Below are 19,622 nucleotides of genomic sequence, written 5' to 3'. Positions count from 1 at the left end.
ATCAGAATTATCTTATATACTATAATATATATATAATGTTTCTGAGGAAAGGATTGATTGCATGTTTTCACCTGCTATAAAAAACTTATTAGATAAAAAATCCGGTACGTTTTTCATACCAGCATCAAAAATTGCATTTGTACAAGATGATGCACCTTTATACCATGCTTTTTTAATTTTAACTAAAGTTAGATATGCCAAAATACCCGTTTTAAATAAAGAAAAATGTGTAGTTGGATTATTAAGTCTAGCTATGATTACAAATAAAATGCTCTTAACTGATCATATCTCGACTAATCCTTTAACAATACTTAAAGTGAAAGATGTTATGCAAACTACTTTTAGTAAAATAAATTTTACGCAAACAACATTAGAAACGCAATTGCACTTATTAATTGATAATTCTTTTTTACCAGTTGTAAATGACACAGGTATATTCCAAGGAATACTAACAAGACGTGAATGGATTAAGGCTTTCAATTTTGTAGTACATAATTTTGAAGATTATTATAATGTAATTCCTATTAAAAATCAGAATAAAAATAATAATTAATGTGAATAAATATTGTACAAATTTAATTAATTTTATAAAATATATCTATCTTATACATTTTATATGTTATCAGTGGTTGGAGCATTTAAAGCTTTCAAGATATGCTTATTTGGGTCAATAAGCTTTCTTGAAGCTTTTTTACTTACAACCTTGGTACATTTTTAACTGGAAAGGAAATATTATTCATGCACTTTTTAGGTGAATTAATTTTAATTTTATTAATTACAACCATTTTAGGGCAGTTGTTTACACGTTTGGAAATGCCTGCCGTAATTGGTCAATTATTATCTGGAATTATTTTAGGACCAGCTATGTTGTCATTAGTACATCCCAATCAAACCATAACCTTGTTTTCTGAATTTGGTGTAATTTTGCTAATGTTCTTAGCGGGATTGGAAAGTGATATAGATTTATTGAAAAAGTATTTTAAGCTTAGTTTCACTGTTGCAAGTATAGGTGTAATTTTACCTGTTCTCTTTATTAGCACCTCATGCTTGTTCTTTAAAATGAAACCTCTAGAAGCTTTATTTATCGGAATAGTGTTTGCTGCTACTAGCGTTTCAATATCTGTTGAAGTGTTAAAAGATGCTAAGCAATTAAATAGCAGAGCGGGAACAGCTATTCTTGGAGCAGCTGTGGTAGATGATATTTTAGCAGTTGTTGTTTTAAGCTTATTTACTACTTTCAGTCATGAAGGTGGACGTAGTGGTTTAACTAATAACTTTTTTATCAACATTGTAATTGAAATAGGTTATTTCATAGTTGTTTGGCTAATATATAAATTTATTGCACCATATTTTATGCGAATTGCAGAAAAAATTTCAGTTTCTTATTCAGTGGTAATTGCCTCGTTAATATTGTCATTAACTATGGCTTGGGTAGCTGATTTTGTAGGCTTGAGTGCAGTAGTAGGTGCCTTTTTTGGAGGATTAGCAATTAGACAAACACCTCAATACGAAGAAGTTGCAGAATCAGTTTCTGCTATTGGTTATTCTATTTTTATACCTGTATTCTTTGCAGAAATTGGACTAGTAATGACTTTTTCTAGCATGATTCAAGATGCAATTTTTATTATTTTAATGACTATTTTAGCTTTGTTATCTAAATTCTGGGCTGGTAAATATTCTAGTGAATATTTTGGATTCACGCCTTTAGAAGGTAATATTGTTGGAGCAGGTATGATTTCACGAGGTGAAGTAGCATTAATTGTTGCACAAATTGGAATTGCACATCATCTATTTCCACGTGATATTTACTCCAGTTTAATTTTAGTAATTATCGTAACCACTGTTATATCTCCATTCATACTAAATTATTATATTAAAAAAACGCCACAATTAAGTTAATCATTAAAAGCAAAAAGGACTTGTATTTGTATACAAGTCCTTTTTATTCAGCCTAACATATTATTTAACATATGAACTAAAATCGAATATCTCAAATCCTTTGTCTGCAAATATGTAAATGCCAAAATCATCCCCATTACCCAGTATAAGTATATAAAAATCGAAAAAGTTGGATCATGCAACCATGCAAATAAAAAGCCATTGATAATAATGCCAAATGTTTTGCTATATATATTATCTTGAGTAAAAAAGTAATTGAAAAATAAACCTCTAAAAATTATTTCCTCACAAAATGGAGCAACTAATATAACTAAAACTTTAAATAGAGAGCCTACTCTTTGTTGCATATGAATTAATTCTTTTTGATTAGCTGAAATATGATTTGCATAAAAGAATTTTATCATCACAACCTGACAAACAATAAGTAAGATAAACATACCTAATGAAAATAATATTCGCTTAATATCCCAATGTGGCTTATTATTAAACGATAATTTCTGGTGTTTTAGACCTTTATAATATAAATATGCTAGCAGTAAAATACCTACCAAAGAAATAGCTACTGCCAAGATATTATAGAAAGGTTTCCAAGTTTTGGGAATTCTGAAAAAATATAATAACTGTAATAGTGTATATATAAAGAAAGCAAAGAAAATATATAACGCATGTATTAGGTGAGAAATAATTTTTTTCATAAACATTACCTTCCATTTTATTTAATATTTAAAATCCAGAGGAAAATAATAAAAATAAAGAACAAAACCCACATCATTGGCGTAATTTCTTTATATTTTTTAGCAGCAATCATACAAATAGGGTATGTAATCATGCCAAGAGAAATGCCATCAGAAATACTATATGTTAAAGGCATACCTAATAAAATTAAAAATGCTGGTACTGCAATTTCTAGTCGATCCCAATGAATATGTGCAGTATTTTGTGCCATCAATACACCTACAATAATTAATGCAGGAGCCGTAACTTGAGCAGTAAAAATTGATAAAAGAGGACTAAAAAGCATTGAAATTAAGAAGAAAATCGAAATAAATACTGCAGTTAATCCTGTTCGTCCACCCACTGCAATACCTGAACTAGATTCAACAAATGCCCCCACAGGAGATGTACCTAAAACTGAACCAGCCATCATTGCCGTAGAATCTGCCGCTAATGCTTTTCCCACTCGTGGCATCTTATTATTTTTAATAAATCCAGCCTGCTGAGCTAATCCAATCAATGTACCTGCCGTATCAAAGAAAGTAACTAAAAGAAATGTTAAAACAACAACCACCATCTGCACAGTATTAATATCACCAATATGATAAATCGCTTGACCAAATATCGGTTGTAAACTAGGAGCAAAAGATATAAATTTGGTTGGTATAGCAATTTGACCTATTACTATGCCAAATATAGCTGCAAAAACCATGCCAATAAATATAGAACCTGGTATATTTAAAATCATCAAAACTACAGTCAATAAAAGACCAAATATAGTTATCCATACTAAAGGATTCTCCAAAGAACCAATAGATACTAAAGTGGCTTTATTACCAACAATCATGCCACTATTTTGTAATCCTAAAAAAGCTATAAACAAGCCTATACCTGATGATATAGCAAATTTCAAATCAGCTGGAATTGAATTAATAATTTTTTCTCTTAGTTTAAGTAAAGTAATCAATATAAATAAAACAGAGGCCACAAAAACACTAGCTAAAGCTGTCTGCCACTTAACATGCATACCTATACATACAGTGTAAGCGAAAAAAGCGTTGATACCTAAAGCTGGAGCTTCTCCAATCGGATAATTAGCTACAATTCCCATAATTGCTGTTCCTAAAGCTGATGCTAAGGCAGTAGCCGTAAAAACAGCTCCTTTATCCATCCCACTAGCTCCTAAGACACTTGGATTAACAAATAGTATATATGACATAGAAATAAATGTTGTTAATCCAGCTAAAAATTCGATTTTTATACTTGTATGTGCTTCATCTAAGCTAAAATATTTTTTGATAATGTTCATGATAATTCTCCATTACTCTACTCATAACTTAGTCCAATCTTGAGGTAACTTGCCCACTTCTTTTAATTTTGCGACTATCATTTTTAAGACTTTATCACAATCATCGGCACTATTCATAAAATCATATTTATCACCATCTATAACCATTTTAGGAGAATAATTATATTGATCATACCATGGCTTATAATAAGTCAATAATCGTTTATAATAGTCTTCCAAAGTAGGATCATAACTCAATTGTTCATATTTACGACCACGCTTTTGGATTCTCTTAATCATCGTTTCATATGAAACATGAATATGAATTAATAAGTCTGGTTGCCTTTTAGGCATAGCTTTAAGTTCTGCCATCATACCATCAAGCAATTCATAGTACGTCGTTACTTCTTCTTTAGTAGCTCGACCTATATCGGCATTCATTTGAAAAAATAACGCATCCTCATAAATAGAACGATCTAATACATTATTATCTGCTGACAGTGCCTTTTTTATACTCTTAAAGCGTGTATTTAAAAAATATACTTGCAATAAAAATGCATATTTTTTAGGATTTTCATAAAATAATGGTAATACAGGATTATCATCAACACTTTCATAAAAAGGATCTGTCGCTAAATATTTAGATAATATACTTGTTAAACTGGATTTACCGGCTCCAATAGGCCCACTCAATACAATAACTGCCATCACTTTCCTTCTTTATAATTTACCCAAATTACGTAATTTTTCCATCACTTGGTTAACTACAATTTTCCGAGCAGATACATCATTAACAAAATCATATTTATCGCCATCTATCATTAACTTGTCTGACGCGTCATATTGTTCAAACCATGGATCATAGTGACTATTTAAACACGCATAGTAATCTTCTAATTTTGGATCTGTCGATAGTTGCTCAAATATCCTTCCTCGTTGTTTAATATGCTTAAGCATAGTATCAAGCGAAGCATGAATATAAATCAAAAGATCTGGTTTTTTATGCACACTACCTGGAACATCCTCCATCATATTATTGACTAAATCACGATATATCTTAAACTCCGTACTATCCGCAATACCATTATCAACATTCATTTTAAAGAAAACCGAATCTTCATAAATTGAATGATCAATGACACTATTTTTCATTTTGTTTGCACAATTAATTTGCTCTAATCTATGATTCATTAAATATACGTTTAACAAAAATGTATATTTAGACATATCTTTATAAAATAACGGTAAAATCGGATTGCCATCAACATTTTCATAAAATGCCTGGCCATGTAGTTCATCTGCTAAAATCTTGGTTAAGCTGGATTTACCGGCCCCAATAGGCCCACTTAATACAATAACTGTCATCACTTTCCTTCTACAATATATTGGTTTACCTATAAAAGTTTATAACAACATATTGTACCTAACAAGTATATTTTCAATTTAAAAATAACTTATGCATAATACATAAGTTATTTTTTTAAACTATGATAATTTAGCTGCTGCATCACGGTCAACAATAACAACCACATTCGGATGTTTTTGTAACACTGAAGCAGGAACAGTTTCTGTCACAGGTCCTTCAACCATTGCCTTAACTGCATCCTGTTTGGCAGCTCCATAAGCCATTAAAATGATTTGTTTGGCAGACATAATCGATTTTATGCCCATGCAAATTGCTCTTTTAGGTACATCATCTTGATTATCAAAAAATCTGGAATTAGCTTTAATAGTGCTAGAAGCTAATGTAACTTCATGTGTCGTGCTATCAAAAGGAGTGCCCGGTTCATTAAAAGCAATATGACCATTGCCACCAATTCCTAAAATTTGAATATCAATTGGGTTGTCAGAAATTATTTTATCATAATCAGCAATTTCTTGATTGATATCTTTAGCTTTACCATTAGGTATATAAGTTTTGTAAAATGGTTTCTTTTCAAAAAGATGTTTCTTCATAAAATAATGATAACTTTGACTATTTTGGGGATCTAACCCATAATATTCGTCTAAATTTATACTAGTTATATTAGTAAAATCCACATCGCTCTCTACCATCTGATCATATAGTGTTATCGGAGTTGAGCCAGTAGCTAAACCTAAAACTTTAGCACCATCCGCTACACCTTTTTTTATCAGTTCAAAGGCTTTTTTGCCACCTTCATATTTATCTTTAACAATTGTAACTATCATAATTTCAATCCCCTTCTTTCTAAATTGGTATAGTCCATTGTATACCTTTTGCTAAATTTGTCAACTATATTCAATAAAAAAACAATTTTTATAATATAAATATTTTTTAAATTTGATATTTTTTTAAAAAAATAATATAATTTCGAGTATGTGTTTTATTAATTAGGAGGATAAAAATGAGTCAAAAAAACAGCGATACTGCATTTTTTGGACAACCAAAAGGATTATCTACCATATTCTACACTGTAATGTGGGAAAGATTTAGTTATTATGGTATGCGTGCAATCCTTATTTACTATATATACTATGCAGTAAATAAAGGTGGCTTAGGTATGAGCCAATATAATGCTGCCGCCATTATGTCAATCTATGGATCTTTGGTATTTATTTCTACTTTATTAGGTGGTTGGATATCAGATCGTATATGGGGAACCTATAAAACTACTTTTATAGGTGGAATTTTGATTATGATGGGGCATATTTGCTTGTCAACTCCATTAGGTGTAGCAGCACTTTATCTATCAATTGCATTTATCGTCTTAGGTTCTGGTTTTTTAAACCCAAGTGCTTCTGCCACAGTTGGTAATTTATACGATAAGAATGATCAACGTAGAGATGCAGGTTTCAGCTTATATGTTTTTGGTATTAACTTTGGTGCAATGATCGCCCCGATCGTAGTACCTTGGGCTAGTTCTGGTTTTGGCTTTCATGTATTTGGAAATGTAACCAACTTCCATGCTGGATTTGTATTAGCCGCTATAGGTATGTTATTAGGTTTAATACAATATTATTTTGCAAGCAATAAATATTTACCTGCTAAATCATTTAAACCTGAAGATCCTATGACTAAACAAGAAAAGAAGCAAGTTTTAATCAAATTCTCATATGGGATCATATCACTACTAATAGTACTAGGTGCTATGGCACTTTTACACGCACTTAATATAAATAATATAATTAATTTAATTACTATTATCGCTGTTGTATTGCCGATCATTTATTTTACAATAATATTTAAATCTAATAAGGTATCGCACTCTGAACGCAGAAAAGTTATTGCGTACATTCCTTTATTTTTAGCAGCAATCATTTTTTGGGGAATTGAAGAATCAGGAGCCGTAGTTTTAGCATTGTTTGCTGAAAATAGAACTGTTCTACACTTAGGTAATTGGTACTTCCAAGCAGCAAACTTCCAACTATTGAACCCACTATTTATAATGATCCTAACACCGATATTTGTTGCATTATGGAACAGCTGGAAAAAACAACCTACGGCACCAACAAAATTTGCAGTGGGTTTAGGTTTTGCTGGATTGTCATATTTAGTAATGGCTATCCCGGGAGCATTATTTGGTACTAGCGGCCGAGTAAGTCCACTATGGTTAGTATTATCTTGGTTTATTGTAGAAATAGGTGAAATGTTAATCTCGCCGATCGGTTTATCTGTCACTACACAATTATCACCAAAAGTTTTTAAAACTCAAATGATGAGTTTATGGTACTTAAGTGATGCTGTTGCACAGGCAATAAATGCACAAATAATTCGATTCTACACCCCTAAAACTGAGGTTAACTATTTCATTGCTGTCGGAATAGTAAGTATCGTGTTCGGTATTTTATTACTATTCGGCGTTAAGAAAATATCCGCATTAATGGGAGATTCTAAATAGTTATATTTCATAAAAAGAGTGTTTTTTAATAATAAAAACACTCTTTTTATGTACAACAATTTTAGTAATAAAATCGAATATCTAAATTTAATATTCTTATTAAGAATTATCTACATTGATAATTTTGATTCTTAAATATAAAATATTATTATACATTTACGAACGGAGTATAAGCATGCAAGGGTTATTACTAGTTAATCTTGGTACACCAACATCACCAACCAAAAACGATATCGAAAAATTCATTTTAGATTTTATGGGAGATCCAAATGTTGTTACTATGCCACAATGGATGTGGAAACCCCTATTAAAACATGTAATCTTACCCATACATATCAAAAAGAGTATTATTTCTTATCAAAAAATTTGGTCGCAAAATGGTTCCCCCTTACGATTTTATACAGAAAAAATTACTCAACAAGTTCAGGCTCTTTTACCAGATTGGCAAGTAAAAATGGCTATGACATATGGAGATCCAAGTATTAATACTACAATTCAAGAAATGAAAAATAATGGATGTGACCATTTAGTTTTATTGCCTCTATATCCACAATATGCAAATTGTACCGTGAAAACAATAATTGCTACAGCTAAACAAACATGTAGCAACTTAGACCTTCCTTTAACCATCATAAAACACTTTTGTACAAATAATGAATATCTACAAATACTGGTTAAAGATATTCAACATTATTGGAATCTTGATAAATATGATCATCTCTATATTTCATATCATGGTATCCCTCAAAGTGCTATTAAAAAAGGAGATATTTATCTAAAAGACTGTACTGCACAAACACAGGCTATGTGCCAAATGCTAAATATACCATCCGAAAAAATAGCCATGGTATTTCAATCAAAATGTGGATTAATGCCTTGGTTAAAGCCTTACTTAAACAAAACATTAATCCAAGCGGCTAAAGACGGTATGAAAAAAGTATTAATCGTAACTCCTTCCTTTGTTACCGATTGTTCTGAAACTATTGCAGAAGATGCTATAGATAACAAAAATTTATTTATAAAATATGGTGGTGAAAATTTAACAGTTGTCCCACCAATGAATGATTCACCTGCTTTTGCTAAATTTATAGCCAATTTAGCTACTAATGTTAATAAAACCAAAAAAGGCTAGTCGTCTGACTAACCTTTTTAAATACTATTTATTTAGATTTAATATAATTAATTCCATCAGCTTTAGGGGCAACTGATTTACCAAAGAAAAGAACCAAAACAATGATTGTCATCAAATATGGTGTACATTGCAAATAAACTGATGGCAAGTGTTCTATCATTGGTAATTGCTTTCCTATAATGCTCAAACTTTGAGCAAAACCAAAAAACAATGAAGCTCCCATTGCTCCTAAAGGATTCCATTTACCAAAAATCATTGCTGCTAAGGCCATAAATCCTTGACCCACGATAGTTGATACTGAGAAATTACCAGATATAGATTGTGCAAATACAGCTCCACCAAATCCAGCTAAAAAACCAGATAAGAGAACACCATCATATCTCAACAAATAAACATTTATTCCCATAGTATCCGCAGCCTGTGGATTTTCTCCACAGGCTCTAAGTCTAAGCCCAAATCGTGTTTTAAACATGATTTCCCAGGAAATAACCGCTATTACGATTGCCAGCCATGCAGCAGCAGAAGTATTTCTAAAGAAGATCTTACCGATTATTGGAATTTGACCTAAAACAGGAAATGTGAAATATCCAAAGTTCTCAGTAATATTTTCAGTTTGTCCCTTAGAATAAATTGCTTTAACTAAAAATACACTAAAAGCAGGAGCCATTAAATTTAAGACAGTCCCTGATATGATATGGTCGGCATGAAAATTAATAGTAGCACATGCATGTAACAAGCTAAATATTAATCCAACAATTCCACCAATCAACGCACCTAACCATGGTGTCCAAATGCCAAATTGTTTATAAAAACTCAAATTAAATACTATGCTGGAAAAAGCTCCCATAGTCATTATTCCTTCAAGTCCAATATTTACTATGCCACCGTGTTCACTAAACGTTCCACCTATGGCACTATACATTAAAGGTGCAGAAAACACCAATGTTGAAGATACAATCAATGATAACATTGAAACAATATCCATTATTTCGATCCTCCAACTTCCAAACCTTGTGTCTTATCACTAGTACAAGAATGTTTCATAACTTTTTTATAATTCAAAAGATATTCAATAATATAATGTATTGCCACAAAAAATATTATGGCCGCAATCACAATAGATACTATTTCATATGGTATTCCAGCTCCAGTTTGCATACCTAGCCCACCTATTTTTAAAATAGAAAATAATAGAGCAGCTAAAAATATACCTACAGCTGTATTACCACCTAGTAAAGCAACAGACAAACCATCAAAACCAATATCAACATTTCCTGTTTGTGTAAAATAATTCTGGTAAGTTCCCAAGCCCAGAATAACACCACCCAATCCAGCGTAAGCTCCAGATAACAACATAGAAACTATAATATTTTTCTTAGCAGAAATACCTGCATAAGTACTTGCATTAGGATTTAAACCTACAGCCTTAATCTCAAAACCGATGGTAGTTTTATTCATAATTATATAAAAAGCTACTAAACCGATGAGGGCTAAGAAAATTCCTGAACTGATACGTGAACCACCAAACATATTAGTGAGCCATTCCCAGCGTAAACTGCCATTATCTGAAATAGTTTTTGTTGTATCAATATTGATTCGTAATTTTTCTGGCATTATTTGTTGCGTCAGATATTGACAAACATATAAAACAATATAATTAAGCATAATTGTTGTAATAACTTCATTAGTTCCAAAATATGCTCGCAATATACCAGCTATTCCTGCAACAACTGCACCTGCTATGGCACCAGATATAAGTGCTAGAGGTATTAATATAATCTTGGGTAAATGCTGGTTAGCTAAGACTATCCAAACTGATGTCACCCATCCTGCCTGTGCTTGACCAGGTAGTCCAATATTAAAAAAGCCTGCTTTATCTGCCACTGCAAAGCCAATAGCCGTAAATACTAATGGCGTCATTTCTCTTAAAGTTTCACCTAACTCTAGTGGCGTCCCTAAAGCCCCCTGAAACATGTATGTATAAGCTGTTATAGGGTTATAACTCCATACCAGCATAATTAAAGCACCTACAATAAAGCCCATCAAAATAGCTATTAAGGATATTAATGCTTTGTTAACTTTCTTTTTGCCTATCATTGCGTTTACTACCTCACTGCCCCTGTCATCAATAATCCTAATTCTCTTTCATTAGTATCAGCAGGTAATACAGTACCTGATATTTGACCATTATGAATTACTGCAATACGATCAGATAACTTTAAGATTTCATCTAACTCATATGAAACTAATAAAACAGCTTTCCCTGCTTCTCTTTGTTTTAATAATTGCTCATGAATGTACTCAATCGCACCTACATCCAAGCCACGTGTAGGTTGAAAGACGATAATTAAATCCGCATTTCGATCCAACTCACGTGCAATAATTGCCTTTTGTTGGTTACCACCTGATAAATCACCTGCTGGTATCATTAAATTAGCAGCCCTAATATCAAATCCATTTACAAGACGTTCTGCTTTCTTGATCATTTCGTTTTTTTGTAAAAAACCATGTTTTGATAAAGGTTTTTCATAATATGTTTGCAATGCTAAATTATCAGCTAAAGACATAGATAATATCAAACCATATTTTTGCCTATCAGCAGGTACGTGTGCAACCCCACATTGAGTAATTTTTCTAACTGGTTGATTGGTAGAATCATGACCTTTAATGCGAATACATCCACTTTCAACATGACGCAATCCAGTTAAAGCTTCTACTAATTCATCTTGACCATTACCATCAATTCCAGCTAACCCTAAAATCTCGCCACGATGCACTTGCAAACTTAATTTTTTAACTATTTGTACACCACGACTATCTTTAACCACCAAATTCTCTACATCTAAAATGGTATCACCGATATTTGAACTAGGCTTAGTAACATTCAAATTAACTTTTCTACCCACCATCATATCTGCTAACTCTTGATCAGTAGTAGCAGAGGTGTCAATGGTTCCAATACTTTTACCACGTCTAATGACTGTCACTCTATCACAAGCTTCTTTGATTTCCTTAAGTTTATGAGTAATAAAAATGATAGATTTGCCCTCATGTACCAATCCTTTAATAACTTTAATAAATTCCGTAATTTCTTGCGGAGTTAATACGGCTGTTGGTTCATCAAAAATCAAAATATCTGCACCACGGTACAAAACTTTCAAAATCTCAATACGTTGTTGCTGTGAAACGGTAGTTTGGGATATTTTAGCACTTAAATTGACTGCTAATCCATACTGCTTTGATAATTCTATTATCTTTTCTTTTTCTTTCTTAAAATCAATAAAACAGCCCTTGGTGATTTCATTACCTAAAATGATATTTTCTAAAACAGAAAAACTTTCAGCCAGCATAAAATGTTGGTGCACCATTCCTATTTTCAAACGTTTAGCTGTATTAGGATCCTTAATAATAACTTTTTTTCCATTAACATAAATATCACCAGAAGTAGGTTGCAATAATCCTGATAAAATATTCATTAAAGTTGATTTTCCAGCTCCATTTTCACCCAGCAAAGCTAGAATTTCGCCCTTTTTCAAAGTTAAATTAATATCATCATTAGCTCGAAAATTACCAAATTGTTTTACAATATGTCGCATTTCGATTACATTATCAACTGTATTGTCCATAACTTTTCTTTCTTTCAAAAAAGCCCTTCGCTATACAAACGAAGGACTTAAATAACTTAACTAACAATTATTTCTTGGCAGGTTTAACAGGAACCTTAATTTTTCCATCAATGATAGCTTGACGAGCTTTCTTAATACTTGACCAAGTCTTAGCATCAATGTGTCCTCTAGTTAAAGATACACCATTACTATCCAATCCGTAAACTAAAGTTTTTCCACCTGGGAATTTATTATGATATGCCTTATCAGCAATATCTTTACATACAACATCTAATCCCTTTAATACAGAAGTTAGAGTAAAGTTTTCTTTTTTACCATCTTTAGAAACATAATTTCCTAATTTTTCTTGGTCAATATCAACACCAATTACCCAAACTTTTTGCTTAGCTAATCTAGTCTTGTTATAATCCTTAGCTTCTTGGAATACACCATTTCCTGCTTGACCAGCTGCTTGATAAACAATATCAGCATTATCAGCATACATTGATTTAGCAATTGATTTGGCTTTATCTGTCGATGTAAAATCGCCAACATATTGTACATTCACAGTAACTTTTTTCTTTAAAGCTTTAGCACCATCTGCAACACCTTTTCTAAAGCCAGCCTCAAATAAATCGATTACTGATGAACGGACACCACCAACAAATCCAACCTTACCTGTCTTAGTAGTACCAGCTGCTGCTAATCCTGCTAAATATGAAGCATCATTACTCTTAAAAATAGTAGATACTACATTCTTACGACCAGTAATCACAGAATCAACGATAACAAAATTCCTCTTAGGATTCTTTTTTGAGGCAGCCTTAATCGAATCTGTTAAAGTAAATCCTACACCATAAATAGTTTGATAACCAGCAGACGCAGCTTGATTCAAATTTGGCACAAAATCAGATGCTCCATTTGACTCAAAATATTGATAGCCACCAGCACCACGCTTTAAATGATGTTCTTTACCATAATCTGTAAAGCCCTTCCAAGCTATTTCATTATATGAATGATCGTCTACACCATTAAAGTCTGTAATTAAAGCAATACTATGTTTCTTGTCGCTATTACCTGCTCCATTCTGTGTATTGTGTGAACAACCAGCAGAAAGTATACCCATTGCTGTTACAACTAAACCTAATGTAATAGATTTCTTTAAATTAAGATGCATCCCTACTAACCTCCAAAACCTCTTAATGTTTAATAAAAAAATAACATTTATTCGGTTATTTGTCAATTTTTATTACAAAAAATACTTTTTTTATTGCTAGTAGTAGCAAAATACGAACATTAGTAAACGATAGAACTACTTATTTTTAGGATGAATAGGTACTTTAATACGTCCTTTTAAAATATTCGTGCGTGCTTTTTGTGATGCAATCCATACCTTATTTGGTATATCAGTATTATGAACAATAGCTACACCATCATTGCTTAACCCGTAGTTTAAGGATTTTCCACCTGGAAATTGTTTTCTATATGCTCGATCAGCAATATCTTTAACAGCCACATTAACACCTGTTATTACAGAAGTTAAAGTAAAGTTGGATTTTTGTCCGCCCTTAGCAACATATTCTCCTAGGGAGCTTTGATCAGAATCAACACCTATAACCCAAACTTTTTTATTGGCAGGCTTAGTTTGATTGATAGCTTTCGCAGCTTGAAATATTCCATCACCAGTTTTTCCTGCAGCATGAAAAATAATATCAGCCTTTTTAGCATACATAGTCTGAGCTATGGCACGTCCTTTATCACTAGAAACGAAACTTCCTGCATATTGATTTAAAATTTTTATATTCTTGTGTAATTTTTTAGCGGTGTCTTGTACGCCTTTAGTAAATCCTGCATCAAATAAATCTACAATATGTCCATGTATACCGCCGATAAACCCTACTACATTAGTTTTAGTAGTATAAGCCGCAATCACACCAGCTAAATAAGACGCATCTTGGCTTTTAAAATTAGCACTTACAACATTTTTTTGATTTTTAATCCAATCATCAATAATGACAAAATTCTTTTTCGGATATTTCTTAGCAGATTGAGCAATAGCATCTTTTAAAGAATATCCAACACCAAAAATAGTTTCAAAATTAGCATTAACTGCTTGTTCAATATTAGGTACAAAATCAGATGCACCATTAGATTGGAAATATTGATAACCATTATTCCCACGACCAAGGTTATGTTCTTTACCATATTGCTTAAAACCAGTCCAAGCAGATTGATTAAATGAATGGTCATCTACACCTGCAACATCTGTTATTAATGCAATATTATGTTTTGTAGTTTTACTATCGCTACTTGCACCTCCTTGCTTTTTGCCCGCACAAGCAGACAATAACAACCCGACTGTAGTTAATATTAACCCAGCTTTTAATACACTCTTAAAACTTCTCTTCATAAAATATCCCTTCTCTTAGTAAAACACAACATATTGTGTTCGACTTTTTTAAATAGCAACTATAAGTTAACAATTTATCTACTCCTTGTCAACGAAACACAATACGGATGTAATTTAACAAATGCCATTATATCAAGGTTTTAACAACTATGCATTTTTTAATAAATTAATCTTCAGGTGCGATATATCAGTCTTTTAGCAGTTATTTTGATTTTTTTGCAAAAAATTAAAACACAATATCTAGTGTCCGTGTAAAATAGCTAATTACAAAAATTTATACTTATATGATAAACTATTAACATTAGTTATTTTATTTCGTAAAACTAATACAAGGAGGATTTATGCAGATATTAGATAACTTTTTTCACTTAAAAAAATCTAAGACATCAATCAAACAAGAATTTATTGCAGCTTTAACTACTTTTGTTAGTTTATCGTATATTTTATTTGCCAATCCTAATATCTTACACGATGCTGGCATAGACAAAGGAGCTGCTTTCACAGTTACTGCAATTGCTACTGCTATAGGATGCTTTCTGATGGGAATTATTGCTAATTATCCAATAGCATTAGCTCCAACTTTAGGATCGGGTGCTTTTTTTGCATATAACGTTTGTATTGGAATGAAAATTCCATGGGCAACAGCCTTAGCTGCTGTTTTATTGGCTTCTATTTTATTTATTCTAATTACAATATTAAAATTGCGAGAAATGGTAGTAGATGCTATTCCTCAAGATCTTAAATATGCCATTTCATCAGGTATCGGTCTGTTCATCGCCTTTATCGGCTTACAAAGTTCAAAACTAATAGTTAATAGTAACTCAACCTTAGTAAAATTAGGATCCTTCAATAATCCAGACACATGGGTATCAATGTTTGGTATTATCTTGACAGTAATCTTAGTAGCATCTAGAATTCCTGGTTCCATTTTTATCGGTATGCTATTAACTGCACTTTTTGGTATCATCATCAGACAAATACCATTACCAAATAGTATTGTTTCCTCTGCTCCCAGCATTGCTCCAACTTTCGGTAAAGCAATCTTAGAATTAAAAAATATTAATACTACTCAATTATTTATGGTAGTTATCACTTTTTTACTAGTTACTTTTTTCGACACTGCTGGCACCCTAATTGGAATGACGCAACAAGCTGGTATGGTAGATAAACAAGGTAAAATTCCTAGAATTGGAAAAGCATTCTTATCCGATTCATTGGCTATGGTTGAAGGTGCTATCTTAGGAACCGCTCCATTAGGCACATCCGTAGAATCATCAGCTGGCATTGCCATGGGAGGACGTACAGGATTAACTTCAATATTGGTTGGATTTCTATTTATTATTTCACTGGTATTTAGTCCTTTATTAACAGTTATCCCCTCTACAGTTACATCCCCCGCATTAATTATTGTCGGTGTACTGATGGCTGCCAATTTAAAAAACATCCATTGGCACGAATTTGAAATTGCTTTTCCAGCATTCTTAATCGTAATAGGTATGCCACTCACATATTCAATTTCTGATGGATTAGCATTAGGTATGATTGCTTACCCTATTACAATGATTGCAGCTAAAAGATATAAAGAAATACCGAAGATGATGTACATTTTGTTAATCATTTTCGTCGCATTTTTCATAATCACTAATTTATAATATAGAAAAAAATATGCAGGAAAATTATAATAAAAAAAATTATCAATACGCTCCATTTTCCAAAGTTCACCTTAGAGTTTATATTGCCATTTGTTTAGGACAAATTGCATGTGGATATAGTTTAGGAATTAGTGGACTTGCTATAGAAGCTGCCAACAAATATCTAAATATTACTAGCATATGGAATGGCTTGATCGGATCAGGTACTCTTATTGGTCTAGGTGGCAGTATATTTATGGGACGTTTAGCAGATAAAATTGGTAGGCACCACATGTTAATGATTAATATGTATGTACTATCCTTTTTGTCGATTATTCAATTGTTCACCAGTAATTTGCTATTTACTTTTATAATTCGAATTGGTATCGGATTAATGATTGCTATTGATTATACAGTCGGTAATGCATTATTAATTGAATGGATGCCCATACAAGAAGGTGCTAAAAAACAAAGCAGTATTCTTTTATATTGGACCCTTGGTTTTGTCATTTCTTATCCAATAGGATTAATAATCCATGGTTTTGGTCCCTTAACTTGGAGAATTATTTTAGCATCTGTAGCTTTTTTCAGTTTAATTGCTGCACTATATCGTACATCATTTAATCTGCCAGGGTCTCCTAGTTGGCTAGCAAGTAGAGGAAATTTTGTTGATGCTAATAAAATTATTCAATACCAATTAGGTAAAAAGTGGGGACTGCCAAAACATCTAGAAAGATACAAACCTGTTAAAAGCTTGTCATGGACTGAATTATTTAATAAGCACTACCTTAGAAGAACTATCGTAGGGGGAGGGTTTTATGCTTGCCAATCTTTTGCCTACTTCGGCATAAGTATATTTTTACCCTTAATTCTTAAAAGCATGAACCTACAAAATAATTATTTACCAGGTATCATTTATAATATAGGTATTTTTGTAGGTGTAAGTATTGGCGTAGTTATCTTTAATCATATCGGTAGAAAAATATTTTTAACATCAACTTTTTTGATATCTGCTATCAGTATTGGATTATTAGCTCTATCATTACATGCTAATGCATGGATTAAAGTAGTTCTGTTCTTAATTTTTGCTATGTCTTTATCTTCAGGCCTAGTTTTTGATTATACTTATACAACCGAATTATTTGATGTTAAAATCAGAGCTACTGGCGTTGGTACATGTATAGCAATTAGTAGAATTGGTGCATTTTTAGGAACTTTTTTATTACCTATCATAAATCAAAATTATGGAACAAGTACCGCTATGTTTATTTGTTTTATAGCCTTAGTATTAGGAGCTCTTATTTGTGGTATATTAGCTATCGAAACTGCAGCACTTAGTAAATAGCCTTTATAACATATATAACTAGCTATCTGCGATAATAGTTTACAAATAAAAAAACATATTTTTCATAATAAAAACCTCGAATTTCTTGTCAACATTTCGGTGTTTATATTAAAAAATATGTTTTTTGTTTTATCACAAAATTATATATTATAAAAATTACTATTTAAATCCTTGTAATTTTGTCATTTCATCATAAACAGTTGCTCTTTGCCCCTCATCTATAACCAATATCAAAGCATCGCCAGCAACAATTTTCGTTTTACCATTTGGTATTATATCTCTACTACCACGTTTTATTAACTTAACTAAAGTGTTTTTCGGCCAACTGATTTGCGATATAGACTTATCGATCATACTACTGCCTTCATAAACAGGAACTGTTATTTGATCCTCATGTCCTGATTCATCTTGTGTCATATCATCAAGTTGCATATGAGCAGCTAACATACCATAGATAGGTTTTCCATCCATCAAATTATCAATAATCAATCCAACAAAAGCTACTACAGCTAAGGGCATTAAATGCAACAACGATCCAACCATTTCAGTAATCAATATAATAGCGGTAAATGGTGCTCTAATGATTACAGCAAAATACCCCGCCATTGAAAAAATTATTAAATTAACCACCAAATGTGCAGGCATTAAATGCAAATTAACCATCAACATACCATAAGATGCACCTATAACTGCTCCCATAGCAAGAATTGGCAAGAAGATTCCACTAGGCAAACCAGAATCATATGAAAAAATAGAAAAAACTATCCGTAAAATATAAAATGAAATTAAAAGTAAAACAATATTCCATCCTGATTTGGTAATAAAACCTGATAAAGAAAAAATCAAACGATGACCAGGTCCTGTTATTGCTGGCAAGTAATAAGCTATAGGAATAACCATAAGTAACGGTATTAATCCATGTAACCACCTAGGAATCCAAGTTATATGCGTATAAATTTTTTTAAAAGAAAATAAACTGTGTTTGTATAACTGACCTAGCAATCCTAAAATTACACCTAAAATTACTAGTTGCCAATATAGGTTGACTGGAAATGTATGTTTGTACGGTATCGCTAATACTGCCTTTTGTCCAAAAACATTGGACACAACAAAATCAGCAGCTATCGCACCTGCTAAAGCATTCATCCATACACGAGAAGAGAAATTATGAAAGACCTCTTCTAAAACAAACATAACCCCACTCAATGGTGCTCCAAAAGCTGCTGCCAATCCACTAGCGGCTCCTGTAGCAAGTAAGATTCTAGAATTGGTTTTGCTTTGCTTAAATTTCTCACCGACACCTTGGCCAATAGTAGAACCTAATTGTAATGATGGTCCCTCTGGTCCCAAAAAAATACCTGTACTAATAACCATTATTCCGCCTAGCAATTTACGCCATAAGATAGGCCACCAAGGTATATCTAATTTGCCTTGTAATTGCAATTTTACCTCGGGTATACCTGAACCACCGACATGTGCTTGTTGATGTACAAAATATCCTGCTATCACACCTGTCAATATCAGTCCAACTACTACAACTACAAACCAATAAGGATTATCATGCGTTAATTCAAATAATTTTAGCCACAGAGCCGACATCTTTTCTATGCCAAATCTAAATATGCCTACAACTATTCCAACTAACAAACCTACTAATAAAGCTTGCATAAGGACTTTATATGCACTTATTTTAACTTTTTTGAAAATCATTATTTTTGCCCCCATAAACAACAAAAAA

17 protein-coding genes and 1 other annotated feature are annotated in these 19,622 nt (G+C 32.1%); of the genes, 6 read left to right on the top strand and 11 right to left on the bottom strand.

Features of this window, described 5'->3' with window-relative positions; genetic code table 11:
* Positions 1-61 precede the first annotated feature (61 nt).
* Entirely contained in the window at positions 62-553 is a 492-nt protein-coding gene (gene cbpB, locus G6Z82_RS00185; RefSeq protein ID WP_006736128.1) for a cyclic-di-AMP-binding protein CbpB, read from the top strand.
* Positions 554-627: 74 nt separating this feature from the next.
* Positions 628-676 (top strand) — a sequence feature (sodium ion sensor (DUF1646 type); this cis-regulatory element may regulate processes involved in with the transportation of sodium ions).
* 62 nt (positions 677-738) lie between these two features.
* Entirely contained in the window at positions 739-1,899 is a 1,161-nt protein-coding gene (locus tag G6Z82_RS00180; protein WP_006736495.1) for a cation:proton antiporter, read from the top strand.
* A 47-nt stretch (positions 1,900-1,946) separates the two neighbouring features.
* Here G6Z82_RS00180 and G6Z82_RS00175 read toward each other — a convergent pair whose 3' ends face one another.
* The 5 genes from G6Z82_RS00175 to nagB form a co-directional block, all read right to left on the bottom strand.
* Complete coding sequence (locus G6Z82_RS00175) at positions 1,947-2,594, bottom strand: type II CAAX endopeptidase family protein (protein ID WP_006736107.1); 648 nt, start codon at positions 2,592-2,594, stop codon at positions 1,947-1,949.
* Positions 2,595-2,611: 17 nt separating this feature from the next.
* A complete protein-coding gene (locus tag G6Z82_RS00170) occupies positions 2,612-3,922 on the bottom strand; it encodes an NCS2 family permease (RefSeq protein WP_164785670.1) in 1,311 nt (436 codons plus the stop codon).
* 21 nt (positions 3,923-3,943) lie between these two features.
* Positions 3,944-4,609 (bottom strand): deoxynucleoside kinase, encoded by a 666-nt coding sequence (locus G6Z82_RS00165; RefSeq protein ID WP_006729252.1) that lies wholly within the window; start codon positions 4,607-4,609, stop codon positions 3,944-3,946.
* Positions 4,610-4,621: 12 nt separating this feature from the next.
* Positions 4,622-5,269 (bottom strand): deoxynucleoside kinase, encoded by a 648-nt coding sequence (locus tag G6Z82_RS00160; protein WP_035517279.1) that lies wholly within the window; start codon positions 5,267-5,269, stop codon positions 4,622-4,624.
* A gap of 117 nt (positions 5,270-5,386) precedes the next feature.
* Positions 5,387-6,091 carry a glucosamine-6-phosphate deaminase gene (gene nagB, locus G6Z82_RS00155; RefSeq protein WP_006732173.1) on the bottom strand — a complete coding sequence of 235 codons (705 nt, stop codon included), beginning with the start codon at positions 6,089-6,091 and terminating at the stop codon, positions 5,387-5,389.
* A gap of 176 nt (positions 6,092-6,267) precedes the next feature.
* Here nagB and G6Z82_RS00150 point away from each other — a divergent pair, with 176 nt between their 5' ends.
* Both G6Z82_RS00150 and hemH read left to right on the top strand, forming a co-directional pair.
* Positions 6,268-7,761 carry a peptide MFS transporter gene (locus G6Z82_RS00150; protein WP_164785669.1) on the top strand — a complete coding sequence of 498 codons (1,494 nt, stop codon included), beginning with the start codon at positions 6,268-6,270 and terminating at the stop codon, positions 7,759-7,761.
* Between the two features lie 175 nt (positions 7,762-7,936).
* Complete coding sequence (hemH, locus tag G6Z82_RS00145) at positions 7,937-8,893, top strand: ferrochelatase (RefSeq protein WP_006729256.1); 957 nt, start codon at positions 7,937-7,939, stop codon at positions 8,891-8,893.
* A gap of 28 nt (positions 8,894-8,921) precedes the next feature.
* Here hemH and G6Z82_RS00140 read toward each other — a convergent pair whose 3' ends face one another.
* The 5 genes from G6Z82_RS00140 to G6Z82_RS00120 form a co-directional block, all read right to left on the bottom strand.
* On the bottom strand, positions 8,922-9,878 hold the full coding sequence (locus G6Z82_RS00140; RefSeq protein ID WP_006736464.1) for an ABC transporter permease: 957 nt from the start codon (positions 9,876-9,878) through the stop codon (positions 8,922-8,924).
* Entirely contained in the window at positions 9,878-10,990 is a 1,113-nt protein-coding gene (locus G6Z82_RS00135; protein WP_006729258.1) for an ABC transporter permease, read from the bottom strand. The genes G6Z82_RS00140 and G6Z82_RS00135 overlap by 1 nt, the downstream gene beginning before the upstream one ends.
* Positions 10,991-10,998: 8 nt before the next feature.
* Positions 10,999-12,519 carry an ABC transporter ATP-binding protein gene (locus G6Z82_RS00130; RefSeq protein ID WP_006729259.1) on the bottom strand — a complete coding sequence of 507 codons (1,521 nt, stop codon included), beginning with the start codon at positions 12,517-12,519 and terminating at the stop codon, positions 10,999-11,001.
* Between the two features lie 67 nt (positions 12,520-12,586).
* Complete coding sequence (locus G6Z82_RS00125; RefSeq protein WP_006733300.1) at positions 12,587-13,675, bottom strand: BMP family lipoprotein; 1,089 nt, start codon at positions 13,673-13,675, stop codon at positions 12,587-12,589.
* Positions 13,676-13,810: 135 nt separating this feature from the next.
* Entirely contained in the window at positions 13,811-14,908 is a 1,098-nt protein-coding gene (locus G6Z82_RS00120) for a BMP family lipoprotein (protein WP_006733283.1), read from the bottom strand.
* Positions 14,909-15,249: 341 nt separating this feature from the next.
* Here G6Z82_RS00120 and G6Z82_RS00115 point away from each other — a divergent pair, with 341 nt between their 5' ends.
* Complete coding sequence (locus G6Z82_RS00115) at positions 15,250-16,560, top strand: NCS2 family permease (protein ID WP_006730772.1); 1,311 nt, start codon at positions 15,250-15,252, stop codon at positions 16,558-16,560.
* Between the two features lie 13 nt (positions 16,561-16,573).
* Positions 16,574-17,884, top strand: coding sequence for an MFS transporter (locus G6Z82_RS00110; RefSeq protein ID WP_006736480.1), 1,311 nt, complete (start codon positions 16,574-16,576; stop codon positions 17,882-17,884).
* Positions 17,885-18,043: 159 nt separating this feature from the next.
* Here G6Z82_RS00110 and G6Z82_RS00105 read toward each other — a convergent pair whose 3' ends face one another.
* A complete protein-coding gene (locus G6Z82_RS00105; protein WP_006734764.1) occupies positions 18,044-19,594 on the bottom strand; it encodes a ClC family H(+)/Cl(-) exchange transporter in 1,551 nt (516 codons plus the stop codon).
* Between the last annotated feature and the right edge of the window lie 28 nt (positions 19,595-19,622).

This window comes from Lactobacillus iners, assembly GCF_011058775.1.
GTDB lineage: Bacteria > Bacillota > Bacilli > Lactobacillales > Lactobacillaceae > Lactobacillus > Lactobacillus iners.
This window is presented reverse-complemented; position numbering and strand designations above follow the sequence as displayed.